The organism is Chelativorans sp. J32 (genome assembly GCF_000518985.1).
GTDB lineage: Bacteria > Pseudomonadota > Alphaproteobacteria > Rhizobiales > Rhizobiaceae > Chelativorans.
In genome coordinates this window covers 457,564-476,739 of the sequence record NZ_JAEQ01000001.1, presented here as the reverse complement: position 1 = coordinate 476,739, position 19,176 = coordinate 457,564, and the positions used below count along the sequence as shown (strand labels likewise).

The 19,176-nt window shown below is 60.9% G+C and carries 13 protein-coding genes and 1 pseudogene; 3 read left to right on the top strand and 11 right to left on the bottom strand.

Going from position 1 to position 19,176, the window contains the following annotated elements; all coding sequences use genetic code 11:
* Positions 1–4 precede the first annotated feature (4 nt).
* Positions 5–1,051, top strand: coding sequence for a Gfo/Idh/MocA family protein (locus tag CHEJ32_RS0102300; protein WP_028032396.1), 1,047 nt, complete (start codon positions 5–7; stop codon positions 1,049–1,051).
* Between the two features lie 72 nt (positions 1,052–1,123).
* Here the strand turns inward: CHEJ32_RS0102300 and CHEJ32_RS0102295 are convergent, their stop codons facing one another.
* The 8 genes from CHEJ32_RS0102295 to CHEJ32_RS0102260 form a co-directional block, all read right to left on the bottom strand.
* Positions 1,124–2,635 (bottom strand): sulfatase, encoded by a 1,512-nt coding sequence (locus tag CHEJ32_RS0102295; RefSeq protein WP_028032395.1) that lies wholly within the window; start codon positions 2,633–2,635, stop codon positions 1,124–1,126.
* A gap of 47 nt (positions 2,636–2,682) precedes the next feature.
* Positions 2,683–3,489 carry an inositol monophosphatase family protein gene (locus CHEJ32_RS0102290; RefSeq protein WP_028032394.1) on the bottom strand — a complete coding sequence of 269 codons (807 nt, stop codon included), beginning with the start codon at positions 3,487–3,489 and terminating at the stop codon, positions 2,683–2,685.
* Between the two features lie 7 nt (positions 3,490–3,496).
* On the bottom strand, positions 3,497–4,498 hold the full coding sequence (locus CHEJ32_RS0102285) for a LacI family DNA-binding transcriptional regulator (protein ID WP_028032393.1): 1,002 nt from the start codon (positions 4,496–4,498) through the stop codon (positions 3,497–3,499).
* Positions 4,495–5,259 (bottom strand): glycerophosphodiester phosphodiesterase, encoded by a 765-nt coding sequence (locus CHEJ32_RS0102280; RefSeq protein ID WP_028032392.1) that lies wholly within the window; start codon positions 5,257–5,259, stop codon positions 4,495–4,497. The genes CHEJ32_RS0102285 and CHEJ32_RS0102280 overlap by 4 nt, the downstream gene beginning before the upstream one ends.
* The gene (locus CHEJ32_RS0102275) at positions 5,256–6,314 is read right to left on the bottom strand and encodes an ABC transporter ATP-binding protein (RefSeq protein WP_028032391.1); all 1,059 of its coding nucleotides are present in this window, start codon (positions 6,312–6,314) and stop codon (positions 5,256–5,258) included. The genes CHEJ32_RS0102280 and CHEJ32_RS0102275 overlap by 4 nt, the downstream gene beginning before the upstream one ends.
* Positions 6,314–7,138, bottom strand: coding sequence for a carbohydrate ABC transporter permease (locus CHEJ32_RS0102270; RefSeq protein WP_028032390.1), 825 nt, complete (start codon positions 7,136–7,138; stop codon positions 6,314–6,316). Before CHEJ32_RS0102270 ends, CHEJ32_RS0102275 begins: the two co-directional genes overlap by 1 nt.
* A gap of 9 nt (positions 7,139–7,147) precedes the next feature.
* A complete protein-coding gene (locus tag CHEJ32_RS0102265; protein WP_028032389.1) occupies positions 7,148–8,452 on the bottom strand; it encodes a carbohydrate ABC transporter permease in 1,305 nt (434 codons plus the stop codon).
* 85 nt (positions 8,453–8,537) lie between these two features.
* On the bottom strand, positions 8,538–9,878 hold the full coding sequence (locus CHEJ32_RS0102260; protein WP_028032388.1) for an extracellular solute-binding protein: 1,341 nt from the start codon (positions 9,876–9,878) through the stop codon (positions 8,538–8,540).
* Between the two features lie 303 nt (positions 9,879–10,181).
* Here CHEJ32_RS0102260 and CHEJ32_RS0102255 point away from each other — a divergent pair, with 303 nt between their 5' ends.
* The gene (locus CHEJ32_RS0102255) at positions 10,182–11,852 is read left to right on the top strand and encodes a Na/Pi cotransporter family protein (protein ID WP_028032387.1); all 1,671 of its coding nucleotides are present in this window, start codon (positions 10,182–10,184) and stop codon (positions 11,850–11,852) included.
* Here the strand turns inward: CHEJ32_RS0102255 and CHEJ32_RS27615 are convergent.
* Together CHEJ32_RS27615 and CHEJ32_RS27610 are read right to left on the bottom strand one after the other, a co-directional pair.
* A complete protein-coding gene (locus CHEJ32_RS27615) occupies positions 11,839–12,882 on the bottom strand; it encodes a polysaccharide deacetylase family protein (protein WP_028032386.1) in 1,044 nt (347 codons plus the stop codon). The two genes, CHEJ32_RS0102255 and CHEJ32_RS27615, sit on opposite strands and share 14 nt — an antisense overlap.
* A 13-nt stretch (positions 12,883–12,895) precedes the next feature.
* Positions 12,896–13,738: an ATP-grasp domain-containing protein gene (locus CHEJ32_RS27610; RefSeq protein ID WP_245260920.1), complete on the bottom strand. Its 843-nt coding sequence runs from the start codon at positions 13,736–13,738 to the stop codon at positions 12,896–12,898.
* Between the two features lie 547 nt (positions 13,739–14,285).
* Here CHEJ32_RS27610 and CHEJ32_RS23710 point away from each other — a divergent pair.
* Positions 14,286–14,764 (top strand): annotated as a pseudogene (locus CHEJ32_RS23710) (VOC family protein).
* A gap of 79 nt (positions 14,765–14,843) precedes the next feature.
* Here CHEJ32_RS23710 and CHEJ32_RS23705 read toward each other — a convergent pair.
* The gene (locus tag CHEJ32_RS23705) at positions 14,844–18,464 is read right to left on the bottom strand and encodes an autotransporter domain-containing protein (RefSeq protein WP_028032384.1); all 3,621 of its coding nucleotides are present in this window, start codon (positions 18,462–18,464) and stop codon (positions 14,844–14,846) included.
* Positions 18,465–19,176 lie beyond the last annotated feature (712 nt).

Genomic DNA, 19,176 nt, shown 5'->3' with positions numbered 1-19,176 from the left:
TCATATGCGTTTGCTCATCCTCGGCACTGGCAAGATGGCCAACCAGCATGCCACACGCTTCGCGGCCATCCCCGGCGTCCACCTCGTCGGCGGCGTCGACACCAACGCAGAGCGCCTCCAGGCTTTCTGCGACGCGCACAAGATCGAGCGCCAATTCGCGACCACAGAAGAGGCGCTGGCTTGGGGCGAATTCGATGCGGTCACGAATGTCACGCCCGATGCGGCCCATTATTCGACCAGTATGGCCTGCATAGCCGCCGGCAAGCATGTGCTTTGTGAGAAGCCGCTTGCGACCAATTTCGCCGAAGCTTCCGCAATGGCCGAAGCCGCGGAGAAGGCCGGCGTAGTGGCGATGGTCAATCTGAGCTATCGGAACGTAGCGGAGATCCACGCCGCACGCGACCTGGTGCTTTCCGGCCGCATCGGCGAGGTGAAGCACATCGAGGCTTCCTATCTGCAGAGCTGGCTCGTGTCCAAGGCCTGGGGCGATTGGCGGACGGGCCCGTTGTGGCTTTGGCGGCTTTCCAAGGGGCACGGCTCGAACGGCACCCTGGGCGATATCGGCATCCACATTCTCGATTTCGCCTCCTATGGCGCAGCGACCGAGATCGAGACGATCACAAGCCGGCTGAAAACCTTCCACAAGGCGGAAGGCGACCGGATCGGGGAATATGTGCTCGATGCCAATGACAGCTTCGTCATGACGGCCGGTTTCGCCAATGGCGCTCTCGGCACGATTCACGCCACGCGCTGGGCCACCGGCCATATCAACGACCTGCGCGTGCGTATCTACGGCGACAAGGGCGGCATCGAAGTGCAGCACACGCCTAAGAGCTCGCAGTTGCGCGTCTGCCTCGGCGAGGATGCCGAGACGGCCACCTGGCGGGATATGGAGGCTCCGCCGGTCGCGACAAATTACGAGCGCTTCGTCAACGCCGTGCGGCTGAACATGCCGACGGAGCCGACCTTCCGGCATGCCGCCGCCCTGCAACGGATCCTCGACATGGCATCGGCCTCGGACGAGCCCACGCCGGCGCCAGCCCACGCATAGGTGTTCTACTTGCGCATCACCGTCTCGGCTTCGCCCGAGACGGTGTAGGCCACGGCGGCGGGAGGTGATGGGTTATCCCACCTCCTCCAGCGTTTCCAGCCCGAGCCGGATGAATGCCTCCGGCGGCGCTTCGTTCCGGATCATCAATTCACGCATCAGCCGGATCATCCCCGCCTCGACGGCCTCGTCCCTGATCGGCCGCTCCTGCCCCGGATCGCTTAGAAGATCATAAAGCCTGGTGTCGCTCTCGAGCAGCGAACCCGGTCCATAATTCGCGTAGATGGGCGAGCGCTTGATGACGGGGACCTTCAGGAGCGGCACCTCCTTCGTCCAGCCGAAGGGCTTTGCCAGCGTGGCGGTCGAAAGCTCTTCTGGTGTGAAGCGCTGCGCCATATGGGTCGGCATCACGGTGTATTGATAGATTTCCTGATTCTCGAGATCCTCTGGAAAGCGGTGATAGGTGTAGCGGCCGTCCGTGACATTCACCGCGCCGCCGAAATAGCCGAAAATGACGGCCTCCCGGTTTCCATCACGCAGCAGCGATAGCCCTTCCGTTTCCGGCGGCGGCTCGACGCCGTAAAGATCGAGGAAGGTCGGCGCCATGTCGATCGACTGCGTCAGCCGGTCGATCCGCCCCGCCTGCGGATTGCGCGGGTCGTAGATGAAAAGCGGTATGTGGACGATCTCCTCATACATGTTCATCCGGTTCTTGGCCCAGAAATCATGTTCGCCCAGCAGGAAGCCATGATCGGTCGTCACGATCAGCGCCGTGTCCTTCCAAAGGTCATGCTCGTCGAAATAATCGAGCAGCCGGCCGAGCAGGTGATCGCACAGCGCAACGGTCGCATAATAATTCGCGCGCAGTTCCTCTGCCTCCTCCGGCAGTTCGTCGACGCGACCATAACGCGGCCAGTCGCGGATCGGCCCGTTCCAAGCCGTCCTGAAAGGCGCTTTGAAGCGGTCCGGCGCGAAGAAGGGTTCATGCGGATCGAAAGTCTCGATCTGAAGAAGCCAATTGTCCGCGTTGCGGTTCATGTGGAGGAAGTCGAACCCGTGGGCGAAGCATTGCACGGAGGGAAAATCCTCTTCCCTGCGAATGAATTCGCGATTGATGATGTGGGTCGAATATTTGCTGATCGCGTCGCCGCCGCCGGCCTGGCGCTCGTGATATTTCTCGCGCAAGCGCTCCCAGGGCGGCTGGACCATGGCTTTCCAGGCGTCGCTCTCCTGCCCTCGCACGAATTCATAGGTCGAGTAGCGGTTGTGATAGGTGGCGCCGCCATCCTCCCAATAGTGATAATGGTCCGTCACAAGGTGGGTGTGGATGCCGTGGTCCTTGAGCAATTCGGGAAAGGCATTGTCGAAAGGCTCCAGTGGCCCCCAGCTGCGGTGCAGAAAGGTAAGGCGCCCGGTAAGGAGATCGCGCCGGGCTGGCATGCAGGGAAGCGACCCCACATAGTGCCGATCATGCACCATGCTTCGTGCAGCAAGCCGGTCGAAACTCGGCGTCGGCACACGCCTGCCGCCATAGCAACCGAGGATATGGCGATTAAGAGAATCGAAGAGGACAAAGACGGTTTTCAAGCAAGGCCTCCCTTCTGCCATATGCCGACCAAGCACGACGAGAAGCGCTAGGCGGCTGCCTCCACCAGTTCGTGCAGAAATCCGAGATGCGGCCCGAGACCCGGTGCGTAAGCAGCCAAGGGTCCCCCCTGCTTCAGCATGACATCAAGTAGCGGCATCTCAACCACCGCGCCGGCCTCGCGCGCGATCAGCGCGCCGGCCATGATGTCCCAGGAATTCACATGCGCCTCGTAATAGAGATCGGCCACACCGCTCGCCACGCGCACAAGGCCGAGGGCGGCCGAGCCCAACCGGCGGTAGTCCATGCCCAGATCATGGAGCCTGCGCTGAACGGCCTGGTAGTCCGCAAAGCTGGTACGCCGGGAACAGCCCAGGATCGCAAGCCCCTCGGCGGGATCTCGACGCCGGGAAACCGCGACGGCCCTGTCCTCGCAGAACGCGCCCCCACCGCGAACGGCAGAATAGACCCAACCGGTCGTGGCGTCATAGATGCACCCAAGCTCGATCTCGCCCGCACGCACGAAGGCAATGGAAACGCACCAATGGCGCAGGCCACGGATATAGTTCGTGGTGCCGTCTATGGGGTCGACGACCCAGAAACCATGCATGTCAGGCACGCCACCCGTTTCCTCTCCGAGGAATCCGTCTCGCGGGAAGGCCGCGGCGAGCGCACTCTTGATCGTCTCCTCACCCCTCCGGTCGGCGGCAGTCACGAAATCCTGAAGACCCTTGCGCTGGAACGCGACCTGAGCCTCTTCCCGGAACATCTCGATTTCATGCCCTACGGCTACGGCAAGGGTGCGCGCCAGCGCCAGTCGCTCCGCAAGTCCGTCCTCGTCCCGAGTGCCGCTCATCAAAGCCTCATACCGTTGCACGCCGCACGAGCGAGACGGGCGTCACCTCGAACCGTTCGGCGGTCGTAGGATCATCCATGCGGCTTATGAGGAGGCTCACCGCCTGCTCCGCCTGCACGTCACAGGGTTGGCGAAACGTCGTCAGCTCATAGGCGGCCCAGGACGCCTGGGGGATATCGTCGTGGCCGATTACTCGGACATCGTCCGGCACTTTCCCGCCGAGCCGACGCAAACCGTCGATCAGTCCGCAGGCCATGTAATCGTTGATGCAAAAGACACCGTCCACACCCTTCAGCGCCTCGGCAACAGCAAGGCCCTCCCTGTAGCTGTTGTGCTCCACCGGGATCACCCGCGCTTCGACATCGAGGGCGTAGCAGGCGCCCATGAAAGCCTGCAGGCGACATCGGGCCGTGTAGGAAGGCCCGGGCGCAGCCACCACGGCCAATTGCTTCGCGCCGGCTTCGACAAGTGTCGCGGCCGCCAGCTTGCCGGCGGCATTGGTATCGGAGACGACGCGATCCACCGATGGGATCGTGTCGGCCTTGTTGATGAGAACAATCGGGACGCCGGCAGCCGCGAATTCGGCGCAAAGAGCGGTCGGGGGCGCATCGGAGGTGACCAGCACACCGGATACATTGTAGTGCAGCAGCTGATCCATCACGTGATCGGCACTCTCGCCCTGGTCGGCTGGCAGAAGGATGGGTCGGAAGTTGCGCCTCACCAGGCTCTTTGTGATCTGCTCGATCTGCAGAGCTCGAAAAGGGTTGTCCATGCCCGCAGCCACGACGCCCACGAAGTCCGAGCGCCGCGTGGTGAGGCCCCGCGCGAGATAGTTGACCCGGTAACCCAGCTCCTTTGCCGCCTTCACCACTTTCTCACGCGTTTCCGGGGAAACGCTGGCGTTCGGAGTGAAGGCTCTGGAAACCGCTGCGCGCGATACGCCGGCTCGGCGCGCCACGTCAAAAGACGTCACCTTGCGGCCACGCGATGGCTTTTCCGGCCCGCTCATGCGGCCACCCTGTCTATGGCAAAGCGCAGCCGCTCCGGAAGGTCCGAGCAGATACCGAGCACCGGCAGTCGGACGAGGTCGTCGATGATGGCGGGGCGCTCCTCGTGCCAAAGCACGATCTGCCGACCGCTCTCCAAAATGGCGCCGGTGAGTTCCGGTGTCACGAGATCCTGCGGGCGCTCGCCTCCGCGCTCCCAGCACAGATGCACGATATCGGCGCCGGCGCGCTCGGCTTCGTCCATCGCATCGGCCCCCAGCCTCACGAGCACCGACAGCGGAAAATCGCAACCTTCCTCGCGCAATGCGCGCACAGGCTCCGGATCGAAGGAACCGAGTGCCGCGAAGCGTTGATCCTGCTCACGTAGGTGGCGCCAGGCGAGCGGAGCAGCCTCGGGCGCCTTGATCTCCACATAAACTCCAGCGCCGCGCTCGCGCGCGAGCGCGGCCACTTCGGCGAAGGTGGGCACCTCCACACCCGGCAGGCCCTTCAGCTCGGCTGCCGTAAGCTGCGAGATATGCGCATCCACGCCGAACACCCGCTCCAGATGATCGTCATGACTGACGACGCATATGCCGTCACGCGTGACCTGGGCATCGAGTTCCCACATCTGCGCCCCCAGATCGGAGGCTTTCGCGAAGGCCGCGAGCGTGTTTTCAGTCAGATGCCCGCTGGCGCCTCGATGGCCAATCACCAACGGATAACTAAGTCTCGCGAGCCATTGAAAACGCCGCGCAAAGGCCGATAAGCCGCAATCTTTCAAAGCCGCTCCCCGTTTTCGGCAAACACAAACAAGCGGTCGCTGCGGACCCGCCATTCCACCTCGTCATCAAGCGAAATATCGTCGCGCACGCGCTGGATGGAGCGCAGGACGCTGCCGTTTTCGAGCTTTATGTCGTAGAGATTTTCGCGTCCTTGCGTCTCGATGAAGCTGACGCGGCCGCGAATGATGGCATCCCCTTCGGGCCCGAGATTTTCCGGCCGGATACCGATAATAACGGGCGTCCCGTCAGGCGGCGTGACGGCATCGGGGGGCACTGGCAGGCGGATATCTGCGTTCTTTACGGCAAGCATGCCGTCCCGCGCCTCGGCCTCGACAAAAGCGATGGGGGGATTGCCGAGAAATCCGGCGACAAAGGTCGTGCGCGGATTGCGGTACATCTCCTTGGGCGTGGCGATCTGGATGATTTGGCCCGCATTCATGATGGCGATGCGATCGCACATGCTCATCGCCTCGACCTGGTCATGGGTCACCAGAATGGCCGTGATGCCAGTCTCGAGCTGGATGCGGCGGATCTCGGAGCGCATTTCGAGGCGCAACTTTGCATCGAGATTGGCGAGCGGCTCGTCAAGCAGCAGCACGTTGGGCCGGCGCACCAGAGCGCGGGCGAGCGCCACGCGTTGCTGCTGGCCGCCGGAAAGCTCTGCAGGACGGCGGTCAAGCAGGTTCCCGATATGAACCAAGTCCGCCATCTCGTCGACGAGCCGCTTGATCTCAGCCCCCGGCAGGTTTCGGATGCGCAAGGGAAACGCGATGTTTTCCGCCACGTTCATGTGGGGATAGAGCGCATAGGACTGGAAGACGACGCCGACATTGCGCTCCTGCGATGGGAGGTCGGTCATGTCCCGGTCGCCGAAATAGATGCGCCCGCCCGTCACCTTGTGGATGCCGCAGATGGCGAAGAGCGTGGTTGATTTCCCGCAACCGGAGGGCCCCAGGAGAGCGAGCATCTCGCCATCCTTGATCTCCAGCGTCATATCCTCGATCACCTTCACAGCGCCAAAGGACTTTGAGAACTTGTCGAGCAGGATACGCATCAGCCCTTGCTCCCTCCGCCGTAGATGTTCATCAGGTAGTTCTGGAAAACAAAGAAGAGGATCAGGACGGGTGCGATGTAGAACAGCCCGACCGATTTGAAGAGCGCCATGTCGAAATTGTTGTCGTCGGCGATCAGGGAGGCGAGATAGACCGAGAGCACCTGTACGTCTCCGCTCGGCGCCAGAACCTGCGGCAGGATGAATTCGCTCCAGCCGAGCAGGAATGCGAAGAGCCAGAGTGCGAAAATGCCTGGCTTCACCTGCGGGAGCACGAGCTTGCGCCAGACGGTGAAGCGGCTGGCACCGTCTTGGATCCCCGCCATCTCGATCTCCCACGGAACCGTGTCGTAGAAGCCTTTCATCAGCCAGATGCCCAAGGGCATGTCGATCGCCGCCTTCACGAGGATCACCCCGATCAGCGTGTTGTAGAGACCGATCATCTGCAGCACGAGGAAGATGGCCACGATAAGGGTGATCGCCGGAAACGCGTGCAGCACCATCACGCCCGCCAGGAAGAAGCCACGCGCCGGCACGTTGAGCCTGGAGAGCACATATCCCGCCATTGACGAGACGACGATCACGAGCAGCGATGTCGAGGCGGCGAAGAGCAGGGAATTGAACGTGACGCGCCAGATGCTGGGGCGTCCGGGCGGCGTGTGCCATAGGAATGCCCAATGCTCCAGCGTGAACTCGTTTGGGATGAACGAGCCGGGCGGTGAATTCGTGACGGTGTCGATGAACAGATAGGCATACATCAGCACCAGCGGTGCGCTCAGGATGGAGAGCGCGAGGATGATTGGCCAGGTCTTCAGGTGTCCGGTCATCGCTCCCCCTCAATGCTCGATGCGCGGCTTGATGATCAGCGCGCGGTAATTGAAGAGCCGCAGATAAAGAAGCGACAGCACGATGCCGATCACTACAAGCACTAGCGCCATTGCCGCGCCGTAACCGTATTGAAGGTTGCCGGCATAATTGTTGAGCGCGGTGTGATAGATCGCCAGCGACCAGATCTCGGTAGCCCCACCGGGGCCGCCATCGGTCGAAAGCAGCGTCTGCTCGATCGAGGTGAGGAGCGAAAGCGTCTGATAGCAGGTCACGAACAGGATCGGCCATTTCAGATGCGGCAGGATGATGTGGCGGATCTGCTGCCAGCGATAGGCGCCATCGACGCTTGCCGCATGGAAGAGCGACTGGGGAATGGCCTTGATCGCCGACGCAAAGATCAGCATCCCCATCGACGCACCGACGAAGCCGTTGATCAGGATGACGAACACCCAGGCGTTGAAGGCGCTGTCCAGCATCCAGTTGCGCGGCCTGATACCGAAATTGTCCAGGAAGGCGCTCAGGAACCCGGTATCCCAGGCCAGCCATTTCCACAGAAGCACATAGATCACGGCCGGCGAGATACGGGGCAGGAACCAGATGATGCGGAAAATGCCGGCTGGGCGATCGGGAATGTAGTGGGTGGCGATCGCCAGCAGCATCGCGAAGCCGGTGTTGAAGATCAAAAGCGTCGCCGCCACGAAGAAGATCGTGTTGAAGAGGATGCGCATCGTCTGCGGGGATGTGATAAGCCGACGGAAATTGTCGGTGGTCCAACTCCAGCCCGTATAGGTCGCTTCCCGCAGCGCCGCCTTCTCGTCGTCCGTGAGTTCAGGATCGATTGCCTCCGCGGCGGACATTAGCGCTCCCGCGCTTGCAAACCGCGCATTGGCCAGCGACCTGCTGAAAGCATCGGAAATGCGCTTGACCGTGCGGGTATTGGGCCTTGTCGGCAGGTCGCGTATGACGCGTTCGAAATCGCGGCGCGAGGAAAAAGTCTCGCCTAGACGGCGCTTCAGCCCGTCGATGATGTCCTGGTCGATCTCCATTTCCGCGAGGGCGGCGAGACCTTGCTCATCCACGACATAGGTGGGCTGCCCCAGCCGCTCGGCAAGTTCACCCATGCCGTAGCGGTCGGTGAGCACGCGCAGTGCGCCCGGTGAGATCTGATAGGCTCCGCCGGTGATCCCCGTCGCCGTGCTCATATTGGTGAAGGCGAACACGCCGGTCAGAATCACCGGAGCAAGGAAAAAGGCGATCACCAGCAACAGCGCCGGCATGATCAGCACCAGGCCGAGCCCTTTGGAGCTGTTCAACCAGGCAAAGCGCGGACGAGCGGGGGCGGCCCGGGTGCCGATGCGTGCCGGGCCGCTTTCCACGATATCGCGTGAGGCGCTCATCTCAGCGAATGACGATCGCCTCGCCGAGGCCGTTCTTCAGTTCGGCCTCCAGGTCGTTGACCGCCTGCTCGGGCGTTTTCTGCCCTGTCCATGAAGCTTCCAGCCCGCTCCACATCGCGTTCCAGTAGGTGCCGAAATCCGCGTTGTTGGGCATCGCATTGGCGTACGGGAGCAGCCGCTCGGTGGCCTCACGCGTCCAGCGGTCGTCGGCATAGATGTCGATATTCGACTCCTGCTTCGTGATGCCGAGATGGGCGGACTTCACTGCATGCAGCGCATTGATGCGCGGCTCGGATGCGATCTTCACGAGATCGGCGGCAATCGCCGTTGCGCGTTCGTCATGACCCGAAGTGAGCAGATAGACCAGCGGATGCGTCAGGGTGTTCGGCTCGCCGCCATCGCCGGCAGGAATGAGCGAAAAGGCGACGCTGCCGAAGAAGTCCTTGAGGCCCTCCTGATTCACATAGCGCGCATAATGCCAGGTGCCGCCGTGCCAAATGCCGGCCTTGCCGCTCGCCACCTCGGCCCACCATTGGTCGTTGGGCGTGCCGATATGGTTCTTGCGCGTCACGCCCGCATTCACCGCATCCACGAAGAACTGGTAGAATTTCTGCATGGCGGCCTTGTCGAGGACGAGCTTGCCGTCCTCCTCCATCACGCCGCCGAAGCTCTTGTAAAACTGCCAGTAGTCGGGACCATTGTTGGGGCGCGGGTAGAAACCATAGCCCTGCTGCACCAGGCCCTGGTCCACCATCTTCTTGGCGTCTTCAAGCACATTGGCGAGGGTGTATTCTCCAGACTGGACCTTGTCCGGAAGCGCGTCGATGTCCGCGTCCAAGTAGCCGATCTGGCGCATATAGTCCTTCCAGAAGAAGAAGGGCCGCGCTTCGGCATCCTGCGGCAGGCCATAGAGCACCCCGCCATAGGACGATATTTCCAGAAGGTTCTCGTAGATGTCGTTGATCGGCCAGGCGTCGAGATTGACATAATCCTCGATCGGCACGATGAGGCCGGCCTGCGCCCATGGCGCGATGTCTTCGTGGCCGGTGACGAGGATGTTCGGCGCGTTGCCGGCCTCGGCGGCGAGGGTAACCGCCTGTTTGAAATCGTCCCAAGTATTGGTGGGTTTCTTCTCGACCGTGATCTGCAGGTCTTCGCCACGGACGGCCGCTTCCCGCTCCAGGAGATCGGCTGCGATATCGATCGCATCGACACGGTAGATGTCGTTGGGACTCGTCCCGCCCGACCAGACGCTGATCTTAACCTCTTCCGTCGAGGCCAGGCCTGCGCTCGATACCAGCATGACCGCCGCGACAGTGGATTTCAAAAGATGCTTCGTCATCTCGTACGTTCCTCCTTGCGTTCCCTGTCGGACGAAAGGCAGCAACCAGGACTGGTGGCGAACCCGCCCAACCAGTTTCCTCCCTAGGGCCTTTCTCTGACAGTCAGATGACAGATGTGCACGTGTGCATTCTTTTATTTCTGGCGCTTTCCTCTATATTGTACACGTGTACACTCCCATGCATGGGAGCTGTCGTCAAATGTTTTCAAGAAGCGGCAGCTTTCTTTGCCGAGCTGCGTTTTCAAGGCGGGAAAAATCTTTCCTGCCAATGCCTTCTTGCTGGCACGAACGGGGAAATACTGAATGAGCGGGTCTGTCTTCTTCTTGCACATGGCAGGCGCGATCGCGCTGCTGCTCTGGGCTACGCACATGGTCCGCTCTGGGGTGGAGCGGGCCTATGGCGAGCTTCTGAAGCAGCGGCTGCGCCGCACGCTGGGCCATCCGCTGCTTGCGGCGGCGACCGGGCTCGCACTCGCTGTCGCTTTACAAAGCTCCACAGCCGTAACGCTCCTCGTGGGATCGTTCGCGGGCTCAGGCATCGTGACGGGTCTTTCCGGGATCCTTGCAGTGCGCGGGGCGGAGGTGGGATCGGCGCTTGTCACCAAGATCCTGAGCTTCGATCTCGCGCTGCTCGTGCCGCTCTGCCTCGTGGCAGGCACGGCGATCTTCATGACCACCGAAAGACGTGCATGGCGGCAGTCCGGGCGCATTCTGGTAGGTGTCGGCCTTTTGATCCTGTCCCTGGAGATGATGGGCGAGGCCTCGGAGCCGCTTCGCCAGAGCCGGGTGGTCCCGTTGATCGCCGGCTACCTTTCCGACGACCCTATCACCGCCTTCCTGATCGCTGCGGCGGTGACATATGTCTTTCATTCCAGCATTGCGGCCGTCCTGTTGCTTGCCACCTTTGCCGAGCGTGGAATCGTCTCGCCGGAACTCGGCATCGTGATGGTGCTCGGCATCAATCTGGGGAGCTCCTTCATCGCCCCCATGCTCACGCGGCGCTCCAGTCCGGAATGCCGCGTTGTGCCGCTCGGAAACCTCCTGATGCGCGGCGCCGGATCGCTTGTGATGCTCGTGGGATTCATCCTCATCAAGCCGCCGATCGGCCTCTTGGGCGGCAACGCGGCAGACCAGGTGGTCAATGCCCATATAGCGTTCAACCTCTTCATCCTGCTCGCCGGAATCCCGCTTTCCCGGCTGGTGCTCAAGGCGACGGAAGCGCTGGTGGCTCTCTCCCCCGGGCCCACGCCCGAGGAAAGGCAGAACGCGCTTTTGAGTGAAGTCAGCGCCCTCGATGAGGCCGCCTTGGACAATCCGCAACAGGCGCTCGCCAATGTCACGCGCGAGGCCGTGCGAATGTGCGACACGGTCGACTTCATGCTCGTGCGCGTGCTCGAGCTCTATCGGGAAGCTGATAAGCACGCGATCCAGGCGCTTGCGGACCTCGATGACACGCTCGACCGCCGCCATGCGGCAATCAAGCTATACCTCGCCCGCATCAGCCGCGAGAATATGTTCGAGGAAGAGGCACGGCGCTGCCAAGACCTGCTCAGCGCCTGCGTTAAGCTCGAGCAGGTGGGCGACATCATCGTCCGCAACCTGCTTGCGCATGTCCGGAGCAAAATGGAACGCAAGGTGGATTTCACGCCCGAAGGCTGGCATGAGCTTTCGAGCTTCCATGCCGCTGTGCTTTCGAACGCACGCCTTGCTTTCAACCTTCTCGTGACTCAGGATCCCGTCACGGCGCATCGGCTCGTCGCCGAGAAGGATCGGATGCGGGAAATCGAGAAGGTGCTGAGCCAGCAGCATTTCGAGCGCCTGAGGCAAGGATCGGAACAGAGCGTGGAGACGAGTTCCATCCATCTGGACACGATCCGTGACCTGAAGCAGATCAACGCGCTCCTGGCGGCCATTGCCTATCCGGTGCTGGAAGCGGAAGGCCTGTTGCGCGACACGCGCCTCAGATCAGCTTGAAGGCGAGCCCCGATAGAAGCGAGTCCACATAGCGCTTCTTCTGGAAATGGCCGTTGAGCGAGACGCGGCCGACGCCGGTCGGCCGGTTCAGCGTGTCCGGCCCAAGCACGCCTGGCTGAGTCGTTACGGCGATTGCGAAGCCAGCACTGGCAGCGGCTTCAATCTCGCGCTCACCAACGGCGGCAGCAAAGCCATAAGGATAAGCGAAGGCGCTTGGGTATCTTCCTACATATCCCTCCACGGCCTCGGCGGAAAGTTGCAGTTCCTCCTCAAGGCGTGGTCCGCCGACCCGGCGCAGATTGACATGGGTCAATGTATGCGCGCCGAAACGGACCAACGGATCTTTCGCCAGCTCGCGCAGTTCGCGCGCGTCCATGGTCAGTTCGGCAGTTATGCCAAGCGGATCGATGCCTGAGCGCTCCGCAAGTTCATCGAGTCGGGCCACAGCCATATCTTCGTCAGCCGTTTGGATAAAAGCGGCAAAGCGGTCAAAGACCGCCCGCTTCTGGGCGACCGTCTTTGTCTCCAGCGTTTCCGGCCCGGCGCCGAAATCGAAGGTAAGACAGTCTTCATTCGCCGTCAGGAGCGCCGCCGTCTCCCACCACAGCGAGCGCGTGCGCTCGACGAAGCCGGCTGTGATGAAGATGGTGTAAGGCACGCCATATTTGCGGAATACCGGCGCTGCATATTCCCCATTGTTGCGATAGCCGTCATCGAGCGTGAAGCTGACGAACCGCCGTTTGTCACAGGGCTCTGCAAGAAGCTTCGGCAGATCCTCGACGGCAACGGGAACGTACCCGGCCTCCAACGAGGCTTCTATCGCGACCGCCAGGAATTCCGGCGTTACCGACAGAAGCGCGTTCGGGTCGTAAGCGCTCCCGCGCGCGGGGCGGACGTGGTGCAGGGTGAAGATTACGCCCCGGCCGGCAGCCGAAGGGTAGACCCGGCGAGCGCCGGAAAAGGCGATCAGGTCGAGAGCGCCTCGCATGAGTGCGTATTTCAGCGCCTGCCTTGCCGGAATGTCGGGCATCGCTCCGCTCTGCTTACTGGATCTTCAGGAAACGCCGGGTCAGTACACGCCACGCCGTCAGTGGAATATCGGCCATTGCCGGTATCGGATCGGAAAGCGAGAAAGTTGCCCACGCCCGCACGCCTGCAAAGGAACCTAGGTATTCGCGCACCGAAAGGCGCCCGGTAGAGATCAGCCGTAAACCCGCGGCGACGTCGCGGATCAGATACATCCAGGATACGCCCGGCCGCGCGCCGTCCGCACCCGTTTTGTCTCCCGCGGCAATGGTCCAGAGCATGCCACCCAGATCCAGACCTGCCGCTGCTGCCAACCCGAACCAGGACCAGGGGCGCGGATTGACGTCGAGCACGCGCATCCTGTCGTCGCGCTTATCATGCTTGAACTCCACCTCCACGAGGCCGCAATAATCGATGGAGGCCAGAATGCGGCGCGCGGCCTCGATCACGCGTGGCTCGTCCACCACCTGCACAAAAGTGCTCGTATACCCGAAATCGACCGGAAACTGCCTTCTTCGGCGAGCTGCAAACTCGGCCACCGGTCTGCCTTCGTGCCAAAGGGCAGCATAGGAAAACTGGCTTTCACCCCCGCCGGGTATCAATTCCTGGACCACCACATTCGGGAAGCCGATCTGATCTGCCGCTGCGCGATAGGCTTCCAGTAGCGAACTCCTATCGTCAGCGCGGATGACCTTGGCGCGTGAAAACTGGTCCCGGCCGCCGCCCATATTGGGCTTGAGGATCACCGGAAACCGGATTTCGGCTCGCGACGCTTCCTCGAGCGAAGAGAACGCGTAAGTGGGCGGAATATCCACGCCGATCTCGGCGGCGCGCTGATAGAGGAGCGGCTTTTCGCACATCCATCTAAGACGATCCCAATTCGGGAGGATGATTCTATATGCCTCCGAAAGCGCTTCACGTGCCTGAGAAACGAGGCGCACCTCCGCATCTGCCGCGGGAATCAGGAGAAACCCCCTCAGGCGGTGTTCTTCCGCAGCTTTCAGCAGAAAGGCTGCCGCGCTGGAATCTGCCGCTCCTGGCCAAGAAAGGGAGCGATGCACGTGGCGTGACCACCTGGGCAAGGGATTGTCATTCGTTACCAGCCAGACGGGCACCCCGGCTCGGCCTAGATTTCGGGCGAGTGCGAGCGTGCCATGGGCTCCGCCGAGGATCACTACCCCGGCCGGGCGCTCCACAAAGCCCAAATGTTCTTGTGGCGCGTCGGTTTGCATCCCACCCCGTTGGATATCCTGTCCCGCACCCGAAAGCGCCGGCCGTTTCGTTGCGGCGAACAATAGTCATCGCTCGTTAAAAAAAAGCTCCCGGATGCCCGGAGTCGGGATGCCCCTCCTCGGCACGTCCTAGGAATATGCGGTGAGCGGCTGGGAAGGAATGAAAGGAAAAGCCATGAAAGTCACGCAGCATCTCTGGTTCGAGAAGGACATGGAGGCGGCTATCCGCTTCTATACCTCACTTGTCACCGGCTCGTCGGTAAATTCCATCTCCGCTCTTCCGGTTGAGACGCCCAGCGGTCCTCCCGGCAGCGTCAAGATTGCGGAATTCACGCTTGGCGACCAGAATTACATGGCGATCGAGGCCGGTCCGCTGGATCCATTCAATCACAGCTTCTCCATCATGGTCGAATGCGACACCAAGCCGAAGTCGACCGGCTCTGGGACGCGCTCAGGCAGGGAGGATCGATCGAGCAGTGCGGGTGGCTAAAGGACCGCTGGGGGTTGTCTTGGCAGATCGTGCCGAAGCGCCTTGGCGAACTCATGAAGGATGAAGACCCTGCCAAGGTGAAGCGCGTGTCGGAGGCCATGCTGAAGATGGTCAAGATTGACATCGCGGGCTTGGAAGCCGCCGCCAAGGGGCGGAACGGTTAAGTTCAGTAAAGAGCCATGAAGAAAAATCCCCAGCCTGAGCCGGGGATTTTCTTGCGACGGAATCCATGACCGCACCGTTTCACCATCTGTAATTCAGGTCACCGCGGAGGTTATGAAACTTGACATCATTGGTGTACTGGCCGGCATAGGACATACCTATGCCCCAGTGCTCGCTGAGATTGGCATCGAGGCCGATTTCGAGAATACCGGCATCAACAGCCTGGGGCGTACCGAAGACCGTAAACATGCTGCTGCCGTCGAAGCGATGCGTGGCCGACGGTTCGACATCGCTGAACGCACGACGCCAAGCCGCCATGCCGTGCAGCGTCAATTGCATTTCATATATCTCGAATTCCCGCGCCGCCCGCAGACCGAGAGTGCCGTAGCCCAAACCAAGAGACTGATCGGCCCCACCGTAGAGAGCCGCATATCCGCCGACCTCGTCATAGCTGCCTTGCTTGTTGTTCACATAGGCAAGGCCGAGGAATGGCTGGAGACGCAGGCTCGGCAGGCCAGCCGGATGGAAGGTGTAATTCAGGTCGCCGTAGATTTGAGCCGTTCCCGCGTCAAATTCGGAACTGGCGCTCTCTGCAAAGCCCGGGAACACGATCTGGCGCGACACCTCGGCCTTGTGCCAAGTATAAGCCGCACCCAGCTGAAGTGCGAGCTTCCACCATTCCGCGCCGCCGTATACCCCGATGTGGTAGTTGTTGCTTGCGGCGCTCGAATTTCGCTCCGCGACATCGTAATCGGTGCGGTCATAGCCTGCCAGCAAACCGATACGGAAGACATCGAGGAACGGCATATCCGCGCCGACAAAGAGGCCGCGGCCATCCCGCTCGAGCCGGGCTGCGTTGCCGTCGCCGTCGATCGCGCCCCAATTGCCAAAGCCCCGCGCCCAGATGACCGGGCCTTCCTGATCATTGCCATAGACAGGCTGCGGCGTGGGATCCTTGATGTCGATCCCGGGAATATAGCCGACGATCTTCTCCTCATTGTCGCCAAAAGCCCTGCGAATGCGGTCTCCCATCACATCGCGAACCATACGGCTTTCCTCAAGCATCGCACCCTGCACGGAAGCGTAGATCTCACCTGAAATCTGATCGAAGGCATAGCGCGCCTCTTCGTCCGTCGGCAGATAGGCGATCGCGCGGAACAAGGGATTGGTGGGGCGACCATAGGCATCGCGCGCCGCCTTCAGCTCCTGTGCGCCCGTTGCCGCGGCGATCTGGTTGCGTGTCCGGCCTGCCTCCGGGAACAAACGGTACTGGGCCACATCGAGATAGACATTGTTTGCGTCATAGTGGTCTTCCAGACGATAGAAAGTCGAAACGAAGGTGTCGCCGGCCAATATGTAATCGCCGGTTACACCTCCGTCAGCCGTAAGCACGGTATAGCGCTGCTCAAGCTCATATCGGGCAGGATCGACTTTCGTAACGTGCAGGACAGCGTCGTTCGATATCGCGGCGGTGCCTGTTACGTGTATCAGATCGGACTGCCCTGTCGAAAGCACATCGGTTTTATAGAAGGAACCTGCTTCCTGAACGAGGTTTCCGGCGATGGTGAGGGTGCCGATCCTCTGCATGTTGGGATCGGTGGAGTTGCCCGGTGCTATGGTGCCGCCTTTGCGAACGGTGGTCGTTCCCACCTGGCCCAATCCTTCAAGCGTGCCGGTGTCGTTCACGTCCACGGTGCCTCCGAGCCTGCCATTTACGGAAAGAGTGCCCGCATCGATACGGGTCCGGCCGGTAAATCCCGAATTGTCGGCCGTCAGTCGCGTGAGACCCGTGCCGATCTGCGCGATCTGGCCTGTTCCTGTGATGGTGCGGTCGAAAACCTTGATGTCCGACCGGTTGAAGGCCAGTGTGCCAGCGGCGTCGATCATGACGACGGAGGTATGGTCGATGGAGCCCGTTGTGCCGCCGTCGCCGAGCTGAAGTGTTCCGTTCTGGATGCGCGTCTGGCCGGTATAAGTGTTCTCGCCCGTGAGCACCGTTGTACCAGTTCCAATCTGCTCGACCGCGCCAATGCCGCTTATGACGCCGGCGTAGCGCGATGTGTCGGCGCGGTTGAACTGAACTATGCCGTTGTTGACGATGTTGTTCCGTACCTCTCCCGTCAGCCCATTCCGGTCGCCTATACGCAGGATGCCGTTTAGATCCACCGTGGCGGATCCCGCGAATATATTGTTGATCACCAGAGTCCCGTTCAAGACATGCGCATTGCCTGTGAAGGCGGAGGAGTCCCCATCGAGAACAGTGAAATTTCCATAGTGATTTATCTGGCCGTAGCCGATGAATCCGGCCTTGAAGCGATAATCCTGCGCTTCCGTCTCGGTGTGGTTGAAATTGACCGTGCCAGTGCCGGCGCCGAATTGCACGAATGCTGCATCGAGTGTGCCCGCCGCGAGTGGAGCCGGGCTATTGACATCCTGGTTGAGTGAATTGCTACTCACATAAGCGGCCACGTCGGCAGCAATCGGGAACCCCAGCCCGGTTGGAGGATAGGCTCCGCCAATGTTCAATATGCCGGTCGAGCCTGCTTTCTCGGCAATGGTGAGCGTCCCGTAGCCCTGCCTGATCTGTACCTCGCCATCATTGTTGATGGTGAGAATGCCGATAGACTCGGCTTCGCCACCCAAGGTCAGCGAGTATTGACTGTCCCAGATGCTGGTCGCGTCGGAAACGAGCACATAGCCCTTGCCACCTCGCTGCCGCCCTACGACGCTTTCCCTATCGGTGACGCGGGCACCGTCGTGGACGATCATATAACCCTCGCCCTGGTCACCGATGTCGAGGCGCCCGGCATTATCCATCGTGCCGCCCCGGACGGCGACAAAACCTTTACCGGTGGCTGTTTCGCCAACTACGACATCGCCGGTTGTGATTGTGGTAGCATTGCTAGACGTGAGGAGCCGCCCTTGCCCCATCGCGCCCACCACCATCTTGTCATGATTGATCATCGTGCCACTATTGCTGACTATGCCTATTCCAGAAACGCTAGTGCCGAGCGTTACCCTGCCGGTGGTTTCGGCCCTCGCTTCAGTTCCGATGACGAGTGTGCCCTTTCCATGTTCACCCACCATCATGGTCCCACCGGTGGTGAGGCTGCTGGTATTTCTCAGCGTGATAGCACCGATGCCCGCCGCATTCTCGCCGATGGCGGTGTTCCCGGTGACGGCGATCGTGCCAGCGTCGTTGTTGTTGACCGTTCCCTGGCCAGATTCGCCTACCGTGAAATTCCGACCCACCGTGACTGTGCCGCTGTTAGTGAACTCACCCTCCGCCTCAAAACCGACGATGAAGTTCCCTTCCGCCGTGACCGTACCGCCTGTATTCGCAAACACGCCTTGCGCGCTCTGGCCTACGGTTATGTCGCCTTTGACCTCGACGATATCGGTATTGTTGAGAGTACCCTTGGCATTTGCACCCACCGTAAGGTTACCACCGACATCCATCCTATTGGTGTTCGTGACAGTACCGTTCCCCTCCCCTCCAATCACAACATTGCCACCAACAGTCGTGGTGCCGGTCGCGATATACGTGCCGACACCGGTCTGACCCACGACCATATTCTGGATGACGGTCAGACTGCTCTCGTTGGTTAGATGCCCCGGGCCACCGGAGTTGTATTTCAGACCACGGTCCCCAGCGAGGCCTATATAGAGGTTTCGGGCATTTCCTGCTTGGCCCGTGAGCATGACCTGATCCCAGCCACTGCCGGGTCTTAGAGAATCGTAGATGTTTTCGCACCAATCCAGATCGGGGGCGGGCCCGGGCCCATTACAGGAGTACCGAACGTAATATTGATCCCGCGTTGCGAGCCCAATGCTGACGTCGACACCAGCGTTCGGCGTGCCTCCTCCCCAGTTAAGAGGGTTATGCCAAAGATTATCGCCGATTATCGGCGTGCCCCCACCGGCGCCGCCGGCGGTAGGTGCGTTCGTGTGAAAAGAACTACCTCCAGTCCAACCCGTAGCAGTTGTTTGAGCATCGGCTTGCGAAACTGCTGCCGCGGTAAGAGCAATCAATGAACCGCTCAGCTTCAGATATGCAGTGGCTTTCATAACGTCCTCAAAATGGGCTTGGGCGCTCTGAACGCAGCGCGCGCCATCAACGATCGACTGTGCTGAAACGCGTTTACAAGCAGAACCGGGGACATACGCTTGACCAATCAGGGCTTTGACGGCAGCATTCCCGCATCTCTTTGCTGAAGAACCAGCATTGGTTGGCGGGCACGATCCGACGATGAGCTTCATGCTCAAGCGGGGCGACCGCCGATGTACCGATTGACGCACCAAGGGCAGAACGCCCCCGGTAATTTTCGCATAGCCGCCGCGGACGTTATATGCCGCTCGACGACATTATATTGCTACACTGACATCAGGGGTCATAGACAAATAAGCATCTTGT